At 70.8% G+C, this 14,950-nt stretch carries 13 protein-coding genes; 12 read left to right on the top strand and 1 reads right to left on the bottom strand.

Annotation, left to right across the window (positions count from 1 at the left end; genetic code table 11):
- Nucleotides 1-133: 133 nt before the first annotated feature.
- From HC251_RS20025 to HC251_RS19980, 10 genes are all read left to right on the top strand, one after another.
- Nucleotides 134-1,012, top strand: a complete 879-nt coding sequence (locus HC251_RS20025) for an alpha/beta fold hydrolase (protein WP_219945754.1) — start codon at nt 134-136, stop codon at nt 1,010-1,012.
- Complete coding sequence (locus HC251_RS20020; protein ID WP_219942369.1) at nt 1,009-1,416, top strand: Zn-ribbon domain-containing OB-fold protein; 408 nt, start codon at nt 1,009-1,011, stop codon at nt 1,414-1,416. Before HC251_RS20025 ends, HC251_RS20020 begins: the two co-directional genes overlap by 4 nt.
- The gene (locus tag HC251_RS20015) at nt 1,413-2,564 is read left to right on the top strand and encodes a thiolase family protein (RefSeq protein WP_219942368.1); all 1,152 of its coding nucleotides are present in this window, start codon (nt 1,413-1,415) and stop codon (nt 2,562-2,564) included. Before HC251_RS20020 ends, HC251_RS20015 begins: the two co-directional genes overlap by 4 nt.
- A gap of 96 nt (nt 2,565-2,660) precedes the next feature.
- On the top strand, nt 2,661-4,304 hold the full coding sequence (locus tag HC251_RS20010) for an acyl-CoA carboxylase subunit beta (RefSeq protein WP_219942367.1): 1,644 nt from the start codon (nt 2,661-2,663) through the stop codon (nt 4,302-4,304).
- Nucleotides 4,301-6,250 carry a biotin carboxylase N-terminal domain-containing protein gene (locus HC251_RS20005; RefSeq protein ID WP_255566499.1) on the top strand — a complete coding sequence of 650 codons (1,950 nt, stop codon included), beginning with the start codon at nt 4,301-4,303 and terminating at the stop codon, nt 6,248-6,250. The genes HC251_RS20010 and HC251_RS20005 overlap by 4 nt, the downstream gene beginning before the upstream one ends.
- Nucleotides 6,247-8,016, top strand: coding sequence for an acyclic terpene utilization AtuA family protein (locus HC251_RS20000; RefSeq protein ID WP_219942366.1), 1,770 nt, complete (start codon nt 6,247-6,249; stop codon nt 8,014-8,016). The genes HC251_RS20005 and HC251_RS20000 overlap by 4 nt, the downstream gene beginning before the upstream one ends.
- Before the next feature lies 1 nt (nt 8,017).
- Complete coding sequence (locus HC251_RS19995) at nt 8,018-9,205, top strand: acyl-CoA dehydrogenase family protein (protein WP_255566498.1); 1,188 nt, start codon at nt 8,018-8,020, stop codon at nt 9,203-9,205.
- Between the two features lie 24 nt (nt 9,206-9,229).
- The gene (locus tag HC251_RS19990; RefSeq protein ID WP_219942365.1) at nt 9,230-10,015 is read left to right on the top strand and encodes a TIGR03084 family metal-binding protein; all 786 of its coding nucleotides are present in this window, start codon (nt 9,230-9,232) and stop codon (nt 10,013-10,015) included.
- Nucleotides 10,016-10,807, top strand: coding sequence for an enoyl-CoA hydratase/isomerase family protein (locus HC251_RS19985; RefSeq protein ID WP_219942364.1), 792 nt, complete (start codon nt 10,016-10,018; stop codon nt 10,805-10,807).
- Between the two features lie 60 nt (nt 10,808-10,867).
- On the top strand, nt 10,868-11,065 hold the full coding sequence (locus HC251_RS19980) for a ferredoxin (protein WP_219942363.1): 198 nt from the start codon (nt 10,868-10,870) through the stop codon (nt 11,063-11,065).
- Nucleotides 11,066-11,112: 47 nt separating this feature from the next.
- Here the strand turns inward: HC251_RS19980 and HC251_RS19975 are convergent, their stop codons facing one another.
- Nucleotides 11,113-12,303 carry an NAD(P)/FAD-dependent oxidoreductase gene (locus HC251_RS19975; protein ID WP_219942362.1) on the bottom strand — a complete coding sequence of 397 codons (1,191 nt, stop codon included), beginning with the start codon at nt 12,301-12,303 and terminating at the stop codon, nt 11,113-11,115.
- An 82-nt stretch (nt 12,304-12,385) separates the two neighbouring features.
- On the opposite strand from HC251_RS19975, the gene HC251_RS19970 reads away from it, so the two are divergent.
- Complete coding sequence (locus HC251_RS19970) at nt 12,386-13,636, top strand: cytochrome P450 (protein ID WP_219942361.1); 1,251 nt, start codon at nt 12,386-12,388, stop codon at nt 13,634-13,636.
- 25 nt (nt 13,637-13,661) lie between these two features.
- Nucleotides 13,662-14,801: a nitronate monooxygenase gene (locus HC251_RS19965; RefSeq protein ID WP_219942360.1), complete on the top strand. Its 1,140-nt coding sequence runs from the start codon at nt 13,662-13,664 to the stop codon at nt 14,799-14,801.
- Nucleotides 14,802-14,950: the final 149 nt, after the last annotated feature.

Below are 14,950 nucleotides of genomic sequence, written 5' to 3'. Positions count from 1 at the left end.
ACCTGAGGCATCGGACGAAAGCGCGTACATCTGACACGAGGGATCTCATGTCCTACGTTGGTCCCGCGTGGAGGGGCCGCAGCCCGAGACCACGTCGACCCAGACCTGCCGTTTGAAGGACGGGACCCCGCCGATGAACGCTACTTCTGCTCCCGCGCCGCACCGCATCGCAACTGCGTCGGGACTCGAGCTGGTGGCCGATCGCTACGGCTCATGGACCGAACGACCGCCCGTGCTCCTGCTCCACGGAGGTGGCCAGACTCGCCACAGCTGGGGAGGGACAGCCGAGCATCTCGCCGTTCGCGGGTACGAGGCGTGGACCCTCGACCTGCGGGGTCACGGGGACTCCGGGTGGTCGCCCGACGGTGACTACACGATCGAAGCCATGGTCGAGGACCTCGACGCGGTGTGCGCCGAGATCGGCCGCGCGCCCGTGCTCGTGGGGGCGTCGATGGGTGGCATCGTCGGACTCGTCAGCGAGGGTTCGCTGCGACCCGGACGCATGCGAGCGCTGGTCCTGGTCGATATCGCCACTCAGATGGAGGAGCAGGGCGTGGATCGCATCGTCTCGTTCATGTCGGCGGCCCCCGAGGGCTTCGCATCCCTCGATGACGCAGCCGACGCCATCGAGACGTACCGGCCCAACCGCCCCCGACCGAGCAGCCTCGAGGGGCTCAAGAAGAACTTGCGGCGAGGGGAGGACGGTCGCTGGCGTTGGCACTGGGATCCAGCGTTCCTGTCGGGCAAGAGCCGCGACGAGCGCCGTGACCCCGGCGCGCTGGGCGACGCCGCTCGGTCCGTACGGGTGCCCACCCTGCTCGTGCGCGGCCGCATGTCGGACATGTTGAGCCTCCAGGGCGTCGAGATCTTCCGCCAGCAGTGCCCGCACGCACGCTTCGTCGACATCGCCGACGCCGGTCACATGGTCGTCGGCGACCGCAACGACGCCTTCACGGACGCGGTCGTCGAGTTCATGGACGACCTCGTCGAGGACGAGGAGATGGCCGGTTGATCCCGACCGATCCGCACCTCTTCCGCCTTCCGCTCGAGGGCGAGGACCGACCCCGGCTGCTCGGATCCCACGCCCCGGAGTCTGCTCTCTACTTCTGGCCGCGCCGCAAGCGCTGCCCGGTGACCCGCAGCCCGGTCCGCGACGTCGACCTCGGTCCGGTGGGCATCCTGTACGCCTGGACCTTTCTGCACGTGCCGCGCATGGGCAAGATCTCCTTCGGGGACCAGGGTGGCTACGCCGTCGGTCAGGTGGACCTTCCCGAAGGGGTCCGTGTGCAGGCCCCCCTGGTGGGATCCCCGGAGGACTGGTCGATCGGCGACCAGATGGGCCTCACGCTGTTCCCCGTGGGAGACGACGCCGACGGCAACGAGCTCGCCACGTTCCGCTTCGAGGTGATCCGATGACCGGCTCGTTCAACCGCGACGTCTACGTGGTCGGCGTGGGGATGCACCCCTTTAACAACGAGGGCGTCCCCGTCTCCGACATGGCCTACGTCGCCGGCATTGCCGCCCTCGAGGACTCTGGTCTCGACTTTCCCGAGGTCGGCGCGCTGTACAACGGCTACATCGGCGGTGCCATCACGGCCGGTGTCCACATCGCCAAGGACTTCGGCCTCACCGGGATCCCCGTGACCCACGTCGAGAACGCATCGGCGACCGGTTCCTGCGCGTTCGGGGAAGCTGTCCACGCCGTTGCCGGTGGACGGGTGGATGTCGCCATGGCCCTCGGCTTCGACGACATGAACCGGATGGGCGGTCTCGGGCGCGGCCGCAAGAAGGGCCTCGGCGCCGAGGACGTCATGTTGCCCGCGGCGTTCTTCGCGATGTGGGCGACCCGGCGCATGCACGACGCCGGCACGACGGTCGAGACCTACGCGGCGATCGCGGCGAAGAACTGGAACCACGCCCGCCAGAACCCGATGGCCCAGCGCCGGGCCGATCACGAGATGACCGTCGAGGAGGTCCTGGCCTCCACGATGATCTCGTACCCGCACACCTCGAAGATGGCCTGTGCAGCCGGTGGCGGTGCTGCCGCGGCCATCGTCGCCAGCGAGGCGGTGGCCCGCCGGCTAGGCGGGCCGAAGATCAAGGTCCTCGCGTCCCAGCAACGGTCCGAGACCTACACCGACGGTCACGTGTTCCTCGGGGCCGTGATCGGTCCGTCGCAGATGACCCGCGACACCGCGGGCGCGGCGTACGAGCAGGCAGGGGTGGGGCCGGCAGAGCTCGACCTGGTCCAGGTCCACGATGCCTTCCCCGTCGAGGAACTGGTGTACTACGAGCTGCTCGGCATCTGCTGCGACGGCGAGGGCGACCAGCTGGTGCTTGCCGGCGAGACCTCCCTCGGTGGGAGGATCCCGTTCAGCACCGATGGCGGGCTCACGGCGCGGGGTCACCCCGGCGGGCCCACCGGTCTAGCTCAGGTGCACGAGACCGTGGTGCAGCTTCGGGGCCAGGCGGGCCCCCGTCAGGTCGACGGGGCCCGCACCGGCCTGTGTCACATGGCGGGCGCCGGTTCCGTCTGCGTCGTGCACATCCTCCAACGGAGCTGACCCGTCGGCCGGAGGTGGCAGATGCCCCTCCTCTTCGGCCGTCCCTGGTGGTGGTTCCGGCCCCGCCTACCCTTCTTCCCCCCGAAAGCGAATCCCGTGAGATCCCCGATCCTGGCCCCGCCGCTTCTCTCGACGGTCGACACGGGCAGCGAGCAGTTCGGCAAGAACCGCGACGACTGCCTCGAGCAGCTCGACGTCATCGACACCCTCCTGGCCCAGGCCGAGGCCGGCGGTGGTCCCGACTCCATCGCCAGGATGCGCTCTCGGGGCAAGATGCCCATCCGCGAGCGCATCGCCAACGTGCTGGACCCGGACACCCCGTTCCTCGAGATCAGCGCCCTCGCGGGCTACGGGTCGGACTACACCGTCGGCGGCGGCATGGTCGTCGGCGTCGGGGTCATCGCCGGCACCGAGTGCGTGATCATGGGCAACGACCCCTCCGTGCTCGGCGGCGCGCTCACGCCCTACGCCGGCAAGAAGTGGTCGCGCGCCATAGAGATCGCCCGCGAGAACCACATGCCCTACATCAGCTTCGTGGAGTCGGCTGGGGCCGACCTGCGCATGGGCGGCGCGGGGAGCAGCGGGCCGAAGACGCAGACGACGCACTTCGCCGAGAGCGGTCGGCCCTTCTACGAGATGATCGAGCTGTCGAAGCTGCGCATTCCGTCGGTGTGTGTGGTGTTCGGCTCCTCCACGGCCGGAGGGGCGTACCAGCCCGGCCTTTCCGACTACGTGATCGTGGTGAGGGAGCAGTCGAAGATATTCCTGGCGGGCCCGCCGCTGGTGAAGATGGCCACGGGCGAGGAGAGCGACGACGAGACCCTCGGCGGCGCCGCCCTCCACGCCGAGGTGTCCGGTCTCGGCGACTACTTCGCCGAGGACGAGATGGACGCCCTGCGCATGTGCCGCGAGGCGGTGTCCCACCTGAACGTCCGCAAGCCCGGCCCGCCGCCGCTGGAGGGGGTGGACGAGCCGATCCACGACCGCGACGAGCTGCTGGGGCTGGTCAGCCGCGACCTGCGCCAGCCGGTCGATGTGCGCGACGTCGTCGCCCGCACCGTGGACGGCTCCCGCTTCGAGGAGTTCAAGCCCCGCTGGGGCCCGACGATGGTGTGCGGGTGGGCGCAGATCCATGGCTACCCGGTCGGGATCTTGGGCAACAACGGGGTGATCTACCCCGACGCCTCGCAGAAGGCGGCCCACTTCATCCAGCTCTGCAACCAGATCGACGTCCCGCTGGTGTTCCTGCAGAACGTCACCGGCTACATGGTCGGCAAGGACTTCGAGGCCGAGGGCATCGTGAAGAAGGGTTCGCAGATGATCAACGCCGTCTCCAACTCGACGGTCCCCCACCTGACGGTGATCATCGGGTCCAGCTACGGCGCGGGCACCTACGGCATGTCGGGGCGCGCCTTCGGCAACCGGTTCACCTTCATCTGGCCCACCGCCAAGATCGCCGTGATGGGACCGAAGCAGATCGCGGGCGTGATGTCGATCGTGCGCCGCCAGCGCGCCGCCCGCAGGAACGAGGAGTTCGACGAACAGGAGGACGCCGCCATCGTGGCCATGGTGGAAGACGCCCAGGAGCGAGGGTCGCTGGCCGTCGAGGCCACGGGGGCGATCAGCGACGACGGCATCATCGATCCCCGCGACACCCGCACCGTGCTCGGCCTGTGCCTGTCGGCCGTCCGCAACCGCCCCATCGAGGGCGCGGCGAGCTACGGGGTGTTCCGGCTGTGACCCGGCCGTTGCGTTCCCTGCTCGTCGCCAACCGGGGCGAGATCGCCCGACGGGTGTTCCGCACAGCACGTTCCATGGGTCTGCGGTGCGTCGCCGTCTACGTCGACGCCGACGCCGACGCGCCCTTCGTGTCCGAGGCCGACGAGGCCGTTCGGCTCCCCGACGGCGGCTACCTCGACAGCGCGGCCATCGTCACCGCCGCCAGGTCCTCCGGCGTCGATGCGATCCATCCCGGCTACGGCTTCTTGTCCGAGAGCGCGGGCTTCGCCCGTGCTGTCATCGAGGCCGGCATCACCTGGGTCGGCCCGACGCCCGAGGTCATCGAGTCGATGGGCGACAAGCTGGCCGCCAAGCGGATCGCGACCGAGGTCGGCGTCCCCACGCTGCCGTCGACCGACGACCCCTCCCGGGCCGGCGACGTCGGCTTCCCCCTGCTCGTCAAGGCGGCCGCCGGCGGCGGCGGCAAGGGCATGCGGGTGGTCGAGTCCGCCGACGCGCTCGACGAAGCCGTCGCCGCGGCCCAGCGGGAGGCGGCGAGCGCGTTCGGCGACGGTCGCGTCTTCCTCGAGCGTCACGTGGGCAGGGCGCGGCACATCGAGATCCAGATCCTGGGCGACGACCACGGGAACCTCATCCACCTGGGTGAGCGCGAGTGCTCCATCCAGCGTCGCCACCAGAAGGTGATCGAGGAGTCCCCGTCGCCGGCGATCGATGCATCGTCGCGCGCCGCCATGGGCGAGGCCGCGCTGCGGCTGGCCCAGGCGCTGGGCTACCGGTCGGCGGGGACCGTCGAGTTCATCTTCGACGAAGCCCGCGAGACGTTCTTCTTCCTCGAGGTCAACACCCGTCTCCAGGTGGAGCACCCGGTCACCGAGGAGGTCACGGGCATCGACCTCGTCCGCGAGCAGCTGCGGGTGGCGGCAGGGGAACGCCTCGACCGCGACCAGGAGTCCATCACCTTCTCGGGTCACGCCATCGAGGCCCGGCTCTACGCCGAGGACCCCGCCGCCGGCTTCCTCCCCGCCACCGGCACCCTCGTCGCCTACGACCACCCTGCCGACCCGGCGGTGCGCTGGGACACCGGCGTGCGGTCGGGCTCGGTGGTCGGGGTGGACTTCGACCCGATGTTGGCCAAGGTCATCGCGCACGGCCCGACCCGGGCCGAGGCCGCCGGGCGCCTCGCCCTCGCGCTCGAGCGGCTCCACCTCGGGGGCGTGGTGACCAACCGGGCGTTCCTGGCGGAGGTGCTGCGCACCGAGGAGTTCCTCGCCGGCGCCACGACCACCGACTTCATCGAACGCGTCGACCCGCCGCGCTCAATGGCGGTCGACGAGGGGGAGCTGCGCCGTGCCGCGGTTGCCGCCGCCCTGTGGCTGCAGGGCCGCAACCGCGACCGGGCCGAGGTCCTCCGGGGCCTGCCCACGGGCTGGCGCAACTCGCCCATGCCCGCCCAGCAGGTGGTGCTCCGCCACGGCGACGACGAGATCGACGTCCGCTACCAGGCTCGCCGGGACGGCAGCTTCGGCGTCGGCGAGAGCACGGCGTGGGTGCACGGGTGGGACGGGGCCGGCATCGACGTCGAGCTGGACGGGAGACGCCGGCGCACCCGGGTGACGCTCGACGGTGCGCGCGTGCATGTGCAGGTGCCCGCCGGCACGCTCAGCCTGGAGGTCGTTCCGCGGTTCGTGCCGCCGGGCGCCGAACCCGTCGGCGGCGGCCTCACCGCGCCGATGCCGGGATCGGTGCTCGACGTGCGCTGCTCTGCCGGCCATCCGGTCGAGGCGGGGCAGGTGCTGGTGGTGCTCGAAGCGATGAAGATGGAGCACCACGTCCGTGCACCGGTCGACGGCGTGGTCGCCGAGGTCCGCGTGCGCGCCGGGGACCAGGTCGGCACCGGCGCAGTCCTGCTCGTCATCGACACCGAGGAGGTGGAAGGGGAGTCATGACCGACCCGATCCGCATCGCCAACTGCTCCGGGTTCTACGGCGACCGCCCGTCGGCGGCGCGCGAGGTGGTCGAGGGAGGCCCGATCGACGTGCTCACGGGCGACTGGCTCGCCGAGCTGACCATGCTCATCCTCCAGCGCACCAGAGCCAAGCGCCCCGGAGGCGGCTATGCCCGCAGCTTCGTCACCCAGATGGAGCAGGTCATGGGCACCTGCCTGGACCGGGGCATCAAGGTGGTCTCCAACGCGGGGGGGCTCGACCCCGACGGCTGCGCCGAGGCCGTCGCCGAGGTGGCCGAGAAGCTCGGGCTGTCCCCGACCATCGCCCACGTCGCCGGGGACGACATCCTCGGGCGCCTCGACGATCTGGTCGAGGCCGGCATCGACCTGGCGCACTACGAGACGGGTGAACCGATCGGCGACACGTCCCGTTTCATCACCGCCAACGCCTACCTCGGGTGCTGGGGGATCGTCGAGGCGTTGCGCCGCGGTGCCGACATCGTCGTCACCGGGCGCACCACCGACGCGGCCGTCGTGTGCGGTCCCGCCGCGTGGCACCACGGCTGGGCCCGCGACGACTGGGACGCGCTGGCCGGTGCGGTGGTGGCCGGTCACGTCATCGAGTGCGGCACCCAGGCCACAGGCGGCAACTACTCGTTCTTCACCGAGGTCCCGGGCCTCACCCGCACCGGGTTCCCGTGGGCCGAGGTCGCCGCCGACGGCGCCACCGTCATCGGCAAGCACGAGGGAACCGGCGGCGAGGTGTCGGTGGGCACGGTCACCTCCCAGCTCCTGTACGAGATCGACTCGCCGGCCTACCTCGGGCCCGACGTCACGGCCCGGTTCGACACGATCCAGCTCGAAGAGGTCGGCCCCGATCGGGTCCGGATCAGCGGCACCAAGGGCGAGCCTCCGCCGTCGACGCTCAAGGTCGCCATGAACGAGCTCGGGGGGTTCCGCAACGAGGTCGCCGTCGGTCTGGTGGGACTCGACATCGAGGAGAAGGCTGCGCTCGTGGAGGCGGCGTTCTGGGAGGCCCTCCCCTACGGACCGGATGACTACGCCACGGTCAAGACCCGGCTCGTGCGCACCGACAAGCCCGATCCGGCCACCAACGAGGAGGCCACGGCGTCGTGGCGGCTGTCGTTGAAGGACCCCGACGAGCGCAAGGTCGGCCGGGTCGTCTTCGACGCCACCGTCGAGCTCGGCCTGTCCACAATCCCCGGCTTCGTCGGCCTCGGGGGTAGGGGCGGCCAGCAGGCCCAGCCCTACGGCGTCTACCGTCCGGCGGTGGTCCCTGCCGACCTCGTGCCCCAGCACGTGACGATCCTCGGCGGGTCCGCCACCGTCGTGGAGTCCACCGCCCCTCTCGCCGACGTGGTGGTCGAGCCCCGACCGGGTCCGTCGACCACCGTGGCCACGGGGCCCACCGTCCGAGCGCCGATCGGCACGATCATCGGGACCCGGTCCGGCGACAAGGGCGGCAACGCCAACCTCGGCGCGTTCGCCCGCAGCGACGCGGCCTGGGCCTGGTTGGACGAGTTCCTCACCACCGCCGTCCTGCGGGAGCTGCTCCCCGAGGCGGCCCCGCTCGCCATCGACCGCCATCGGCTCGCCTCGATCCGGTCGCTCAACTTCGTCGTGCACGGCCTGCTCGAGGAGGGCGTGGCCGCATCGACCCGGAGGGACCCTCAGGCCAAGAGCCTCGGCGAGTGGCTCCGGGCCCGTGTCGTGGACATCCCCGAGGCCCTGCTGGAGGGACGCTGACGTGGACTTCGACATGCCACCCGAGGACGATCCGCGCCGGTCGGAGATCCGCCGTTGGCTCGCCGACCACCCCGGGGCCTCGATGGCCGAGATCGCCGAGGCGGGCTACGTCGTGCCCCACTGGCCCACCCCCTGGGGCCTCGAGGCCGATCCCATGCACCAGCTCATCATCGACGAGGAGCTGGACCGTGCCGGGATCAGGCGCCCGGGCGGCATCGGGCTCGGCTGGGCCGCGCCCACGATTCTTGCCGCGGGCACAGACGAGCAGAAGCAGCGATACCTGCCGCGCATCCTGAGCGGGGAGGACCAGTGGTGCCAGCTGTTCAGCGAACCCGACGCAGGGTCCGACCTGGCCTCGGTGCGCACGAGCGCGGTGCGCGACGGCGACACCTACATCGTGAACGGCTCCAAGATCTGGACCAGCGGGGGCCACCAGAGTCGGTACGGGATCCTCATCGCCCGCACCGACCCGGGCGCGCCCAAGCACCGGGGCATCAGCTACTTCGTCTGCCCCATGGACCTGCCGGGCATGACCCTGGAGCCGATCATCGACATGACGACGGCGCACTCGTTCAACCAGGTCTTCTTCGACGACGTGCGCCTCCCGGCCGAGAACCTCCTCGGCCAGCAGGACGACGGGTGGCGGCTCACCAAGATCACCTTGTCCAACGAGCGGGTGATGCTCTCCTCGGCCGGCTCGTTGTGGGGCGCTGGCCCCTCGGCTGCCGACCTGATCGAGCTGGTCCGCACCGACGGCGCCGCGTCCGACCCGCTGATCCGCCAGCGGCTGGCCGGGCTGCACTGCGAGGCCGAGGTCCTTCGCCTCAACCGCCTGCGGACCCTGTCGGCCCGCTTGAAGGGCCAGACACCCGGACCGGAGGCGTCGATCCAGAAGGCGATGGCCGACGAGCACGGCCAGCACGTGATGGCCCTGGCCAAGGACATCGTCGGGGCGAACGGCATGCTCGAGGGGTCGGGACCCGCGGGTCCGCTCCCCGAGGACGCCCGCACGAGTGTCACCGAGATCACCGCCGACCACAGCCGGTTCCCCGATGTCGACCCGGTGTGGCACTACGGGTTCCTGTTCTCATCGGCGCTCACCGTCGGCGGCGGCACCTTCGCCATCCAGCGCAACATCATCGGGGAGCTGGTCCTGGGGCTCCCCCGCGAGCCCCGCGTCGAGAGCTGATGCACTTCCAGGAACGGAGCACCCATGACTGACCTGCCCTCCCTCGTCGCCGACCTGCGATCGGAACACGAATCCCTCGACAGCGTCGTCGCCGACCTACCCGCCGAGGGGTGGACACGGCCCACCGCCAGCCCCGGCTGGAGCGTCGCCGACCAGATCGGTCACCTCACGTACTTCGACGGCACCGCCACCTTGGCCATCACCGCCCCTGACCGCTTCCAGGCGAGCTTCGAGCAGCTGCTGGGCGCCGGGGACCAGGTGGACGAGCTCACGCTGTTCCGCAGCCTCGGCCCCGACGGGCTGCTCGAGAAGTGGCGGGAGAACCGGGCCGGTCTGCTCGACGCGGCCGGCCGCCTCGAGGACGCTCAGCGCATCCCTTGGTACGGGCCGTCGATGGGCGCCAAGTCGTTCCTCACCGCCCGGCTCATGGAGTGCTGGGCGCACGGCACCGATGTGGTCGACGCCGTCGGCGGGCACCGTCCGGCCACAGGTCGCCTCCGCCACATCGCCCAGCTGGGCTACATCACCCGCGGCTGGACCTATGCCAACCGCAGCGAGGAGATGCCCGCCGGGGAGGTGCGGGTCGAGCTGGAGGGCCCCGACGGCGGCACCTGGGCCTTCGGTCCCGACGATGCCCCGGCGACGGTCCGGGGCCCCGCCGAGCACTTCTGTCTGGTCGTCACCCAACGTCGCCACCTCGACGACACCGACCTGGTCGTCGAAGGTGACATCGCCCTCGACTGGATGGCCAAGGCCCAGGCCTACGCCGGTTCCCCGACGGAGGGGCCAGCGCCGAGGGGAGCGCGCTAGATGTCCGTCGTTCGATCCGAGACCCGTGACGGCGTCTGCACCGTCAGCCTGTGCGACACCGAGCACCGCAACGCCCTCGGCCGCCAGCTGATCACCGAGATGGTCCAGGCCTTCGAGGCCGCCGAGGCGGACGACGAGGTCCGCGTCGTGGTGCTGACCAACGAGGGCTCGGCGTTCTGCGCCGGAGCCAATCTGTCCGAGCGCCGGCTGGGGTCCGGCGCCGACGAGCCGGCGCCAGCCGCAGTGTCCAGCCCCATGCACCTCTTCGGCCGCTTCGCTCGGTCGCCCAAGCCCTACGTGGGCCGCATCGCCGGGCACTGCGTGGCCGGCGGGATGGGCCTGGCCGCAGCCATGGACATCTCCATCGCCCACGAGGACGCCAAGTTCGGCTTCACCGAGGTGCGCATCGGTGTCGCCCCAGCCGTGATCTCCGTGGTGTGCCTGCCCAAGCTGCGCACGGCCGACGCCCGGGCCACGTTCCTGCGCGGCAACCGCTTCAGCGGTCGGGAGGCGGCGGAGATGGGGCTGATCAACGCGGCCGTGCCGGCCGACCGCCTCGATGCCGAGGTCGACGCCGTCGTGGACGACCTCCTCGCCGCGGCTCCGGGCGCCCTGGCCGCGGCCAAGGAGCTGCTCGCACAGGTGCCGCAGCTGCCGACCGACGAGGCGTTCGCCTGGACCTCGGAGGTGTCCACGCGGCTGTTCGGGACCGACGAGGCCCGCGAGGGCATGACCGCGTTCCTCGAGAAGCGCACGCCGTCGTTCTCCCGCCGCCGCGAGGACAAGAGGTGAGGCGGGCGACATGTGTCAAGGCTCGGTCCGTGTATCGTCAGGAGGGCTAGGGTTGCCGTCATGCGCGTTCACGTTGACCAGGAGAAGTGCCAGGGCCACAACCGATGCGTCGTCCTCGCCCCGGACCTGTTCGAGGTCGACGATCTGGGCATGGCGTGGGTGAAGGGCGACGGCGAGGTGCCGCTCGGCCAGGAGGAGGCGGCGCAGCTCGCCGTCGACAACTGCCCCGAGTACGCCATCACCATCAGCGACGACTGACGTGTGCCGGCCGGCTTCCGTCTCGCCGCGGGTACCGACCCGCCCGGCTACGGGACCGACGGGGGGAAGGCGGCGGCTTCGGTCACGAGCTGGTGCCACGGTGCCAGCCGGGCCGGCCAGCCGACGCACAGCGCGGCCACGGTGACGCCGTCGCGCCCGTAGGCAGCCACCCAACGGCCGTCGTCCACCGAGCCCTCGACGATCGCGAACTCGTCGTCGGCGCCGCACGTGCCCACGAACTGGAGCTTGCGGCCGAACTGGTCGGACCAGAAGTAGGGGACCGGCGCGAACGGGCCCGCCGCTTCCCTGCCGTGCACGAGTGCCTTGGCGGCGTGGGCGGCCTGCTCGCCGGCGTTGGTCCAGTGCTCGATCCGGCTCGTCCCGTAGCGAGGGTGGTCCCACCGGGCGACGTCGCCGACGGCAACCACCCGGTCGCCGCCGCCGCGGGCCAGGCACGCCTCGTCGCACGCCACGCCGTCGTCGAGGGTGAGCCCGGAGCCGTCCAGCCACCTGGTGGCCGGCACGACGCCGATGCCCACCACCACGACGTCGGCCCCGACGGTGGTGCCGTCGGCGAGGCGCACCCCACGCACGCGGTCGTCGCCGTCGAAGCCGACCACCCCGGTGCCGAGGCGAAGCCGGACCCCGTTGGCCTCATGGAGAGCACGGACGATCTCGCCGGCGCGGGCACCCAGCGGCGTGAGCGGGAAGGGGAGCGCGTCGACGATGGTGACGTCCAGGCCGAGCGCTCGACACGAGCTGGCGACCTCGCAGCCGATGAAGCCGGCCCCCACCACCACGACCTGCGCTGCATGTTCGAGCTCGGCGCGCAGGGCCAGGCTGTCGTCGATCGTGCGCAGCACGTGGACCCCGGCCAGGGCTTCGGTGGCCGGGATCCGCCGTGGCGAGGCACCGGTGGCCACCACGAGGCCGTCGTAGGGCACGCGCTCGCTGTGCTCGAGCAGCACGGTCCGGGCGGCGAGGTCGAGACCGACAGCGCGCACCCCGGTGCAGACCTCGGCGTCGACCTCGTCCGGTACCCGAAGTCGCACCCGCTCCGGTGCGAGGGAGCCGACCAGCACCTGCTTCGACAGCGGCGGCCGGTCGTAGGGAGGCCAGTGCGGCTCGTCGGAGATGATGGTGATCGGCCCCTCGTGGCCCTCCCGTCGCAGCGACTGCGCCGTGCGCAGCCCCGCGAGCGAACCACCGACGATCACCGCACGTCCGTTGTCGAGCATCCGGACAGCGTGGCATGTCCTTTGGCGACCCGCGAGATGCACTGCGTATGATGTCTCATGGCCCGCGACTGAGGATGAGCAGATGACTGAACCGACACCGACCACCGGCCTGCAGTTCCGTGCCGGCGTGCAGGAGGACTACGGCCCCGTCACGGATTGGGCCACCGACTTCGACCTGATGGACGAGGACTACGTGGTCCATCCCGAGCAGCGGTGGTCCGAGCAGCGTGAGCGCTGTCCGATTGCCTTCACCGAGCGTCGTCAGCGCACGTGGCTGCCGGTGCGTTACGAGGACCTCACGGAGATCGCGCACGACGTCGAGCGGTTCTCCTCCCGCGACATCGTCGTCGTGTCGCCGTTCGACCAGCCGATCAACGACCTCATGCCCGTGCCGCCGATCAGCTCCGATCCGCCGGTGCACACGTGGGCCCGCCGGCTGCTGTTGCCCGCCTTCGGTCCGACGGCGATCGAGAAGATGACGCCGATCACCCGCGGGCTGGCCAACGATCTGATCGACGAGCACTTCAGCGACGGCCACGGCGACGCGGCGTCCGACTACGCCCGGCACATCCCGGTGCGGATCATCGCCCAGATGCTCGGCGTGCCCGTCGAGGACGAGGACAAGTTCACCGGCTGGGTCGTCCGCACCCTGCAGAACGGGTTCCAGAACATCGACGGTGCCATGGACGCCCTCGGCGAGATGACGATGTACTTCGTCGGTGCCGTGGCCGAACGGCGGGCCATGGAGCCGGGCACCCGGCCCGACGACATCATCACCATGCTCATCGAGGCCGAGACCGACGAGCCCATCTCCGACCAGCACCTGCTCGGCACGTGCTTCTTGCTGCTCGTGGCCGGCATCGACACCACGTGGAGCAACATCGGCTCCGCGCTGTGGCACCTGGCCACCCACCCCGAGGACCAGCAGCGCCTCCGCGACGAGCCCGAGCTCATGCCGATGGCCGTCGAGGAGTTCCTGCGCTTCTACAGCCCGGTCACCATGGCCCGGTACGTCACCGAGGACACCGAGCTCGCCGGGTGCCCGATGAAGGAGGGTGACAAGATCCTCATGGCCTTCCCCGCGGGCAACCACGACCCCGAGATGTTCGAGGACCCGGACCAGTTCATCATCGACCGGAAGCGGAACCGCCACTTCGCCTTCGGGTCCGGCATCCACCGCTGTCTCGGGTCCAACCTCGCCCGCATGGAGATCAAGGTCGCGCTCGAGACCTTCCTCGAGCGCATCCCGACCTTCGAGCTGGCCGACCCCGACGCCGTCACCTGGACCGGGGGTCAGGTGCGCGGTCCGCGGTGCGTGCCCATCACGTCCTGACCACACCCAACAGGGGGAACCCGCTGTGAAGACCCGCGTAGCCGACATGCTCGGCGTCGAGTATCCGATCCTCGCCTTCAGCCACTGTCGCGACGTCGTCGCCGCAGTGACCAACGCTGGCGGGTTCGGCGTGCTCGGCGCGGTGGCGCACACACCCAAGCAGCTCGAGATCGACCTCACGTGGATCGAGGAGCATGTCGCGGGCCGTCCCTACGGCGTCGACCTGCTGCTGCCCCAGAAGTACGCGGGCGCCGAGGAGGGCGGCCTCGACCGCGATGCGCTGCGCCAGCTGCTCCCGCCGGAGCACCAGGCCTTCGTCGATGAGATCTTGGCCCGCTACGCGGTGCCCGAGCTCGACCCCGAGCAGAAGGAGGCTGTCGCCCGTCTCGGCGGCATGAACGTGTCGCCCAAGGGCTACGAGCCGCTGCTCGACGTGGCCTTCGGGCACGACATCAAGCTGATCGCCAGCGCCCTCGGCCCGCCGCCGTCGGCGCTGATCGACCGAGCCCACGCCGCTGGCGTGGTCGTCGCCGCCCTGGCCGGCACACCCGAGCACGCACTGCGCCACCAGGAGATCGGCGTGGACATCGTTGTCGCCCAGGGGACCGAGGGGGGCGGACACACCGGTGAGATCGCCACCATGGTCCTCATCCCCCAGGTGGTCGACGCGGTCGCGCCCACCCCGGTGGTCGCCGCCGGTGGCATCGCCAACGGTCGCCAGGTCGCCGCGTCCATGGCCCTCGGCGCTGAGGGCGTCTGGTGCGGCTCGGTGTGGCTCACCACAGTGGAGGCCGAGACCCAGCCGGTGATCAAGGACAAGTACCTGGCCGCCGGATCGAAGGACACGGTGCGTTCTCGGTCGATCACCGGCAAGCCGGCCCGCATGCTGAAGACGAAGTGGACCGAGGAGTGGGAGCGACCCGACGGGCCCGGCACCCTCGGCATGCCGCTGCAGCCGCTGCTCGTCTCCGAGGCCCAAGCGCGCATCAACCGTGCCGCGAACACGCCCGGGTCTGGAGCTCACGAGCTGGCCACCTACTTCGTCGGGCAAGTCGTCGGGCAGATGAACTCGACCAAAAAGGCGGGCCAGGTCGTCTTGGACATGGTCAACGAGTACGCCGACGTGCTGGAACGCTTCGCCAGCGAAGCGGCTGCGACGAGCTGAGATCAGACCGGACAACACCTGGACCATGACGAGGGGCTGATCCCACCGGAACCTGCGCCGCCGGCACGCAGGCGCCGGTTCCACCTTCGCGGGCGCTCCTGTGCCCGGCGCTCCCGGGCCCGATGGTCGACCCGTTGCAGAACGACCAG

The organism is Iamia sp. SCSIO 61187 (genome assembly GCF_019443745.1).
Lineage (GTDB): Bacteria > Actinomycetota > Acidimicrobiia > Acidimicrobiales > Iamiaceae > Iamia.
The sequence above is the reverse complement of the archived record's forward strand: the minus strand, read 5'-3'. Positions and strand labels throughout refer to the sequence as shown.

Excerpts from the sequence above, each read along its gene's own strand:
- HC251_RS19980 (WP_219942363.1), top strand. The coding sequence starts at position 10,868 with ATGCGCGTTCACGTTGACCAGGAGAAGTGCCAGGGCCACAACCGATGC.
- HC251_RS20025 (WP_219945754.1), top strand. The coding sequence starts at position 134 with ATGAACGCTACTTCTGCTCCCGCGCCGCACCGCATCGCAACTGCGTCG.
- HC251_RS19970 (WP_219942361.1), top strand. The coding sequence starts at position 12,386 with ATGACTGAACCGACACCGACCACCGGCCTGCAGTTCCGTGCCGGCGTG.
- HC251_RS19985 (WP_219942364.1), top strand. The coding sequence starts at position 10,016 with ATGTCCGTCGTTCGATCCGAGACCCGTGACGGCGTCTGCACCGTCAGC.
- HC251_RS20000 (WP_219942366.1), top strand. The coding sequence starts at position 6,247 with ATGACCGACCCGATCCGCATCGCCAACTGCTCCGGGTTCTACGGCGAC.
- HC251_RS20015 (WP_219942368.1), top strand. The coding sequence starts at position 1,413 with ATGACCGGCTCGTTCAACCGCGACGTCTACGTGGTCGGCGTGGGGATG.
- HC251_RS19975 (WP_219942362.1), bottom strand. The coding sequence starts at position 12,303 with ATGCTCGACAACGGACGTGCGGTGATCGTCGGTGGTTCGCTCGCGGGG.
- HC251_RS19990 (WP_219942365.1), top strand. The coding sequence starts at position 9,230 with ATGACTGACCTGCCCTCCCTCGTCGCCGACCTGCGATCGGAACACGAA.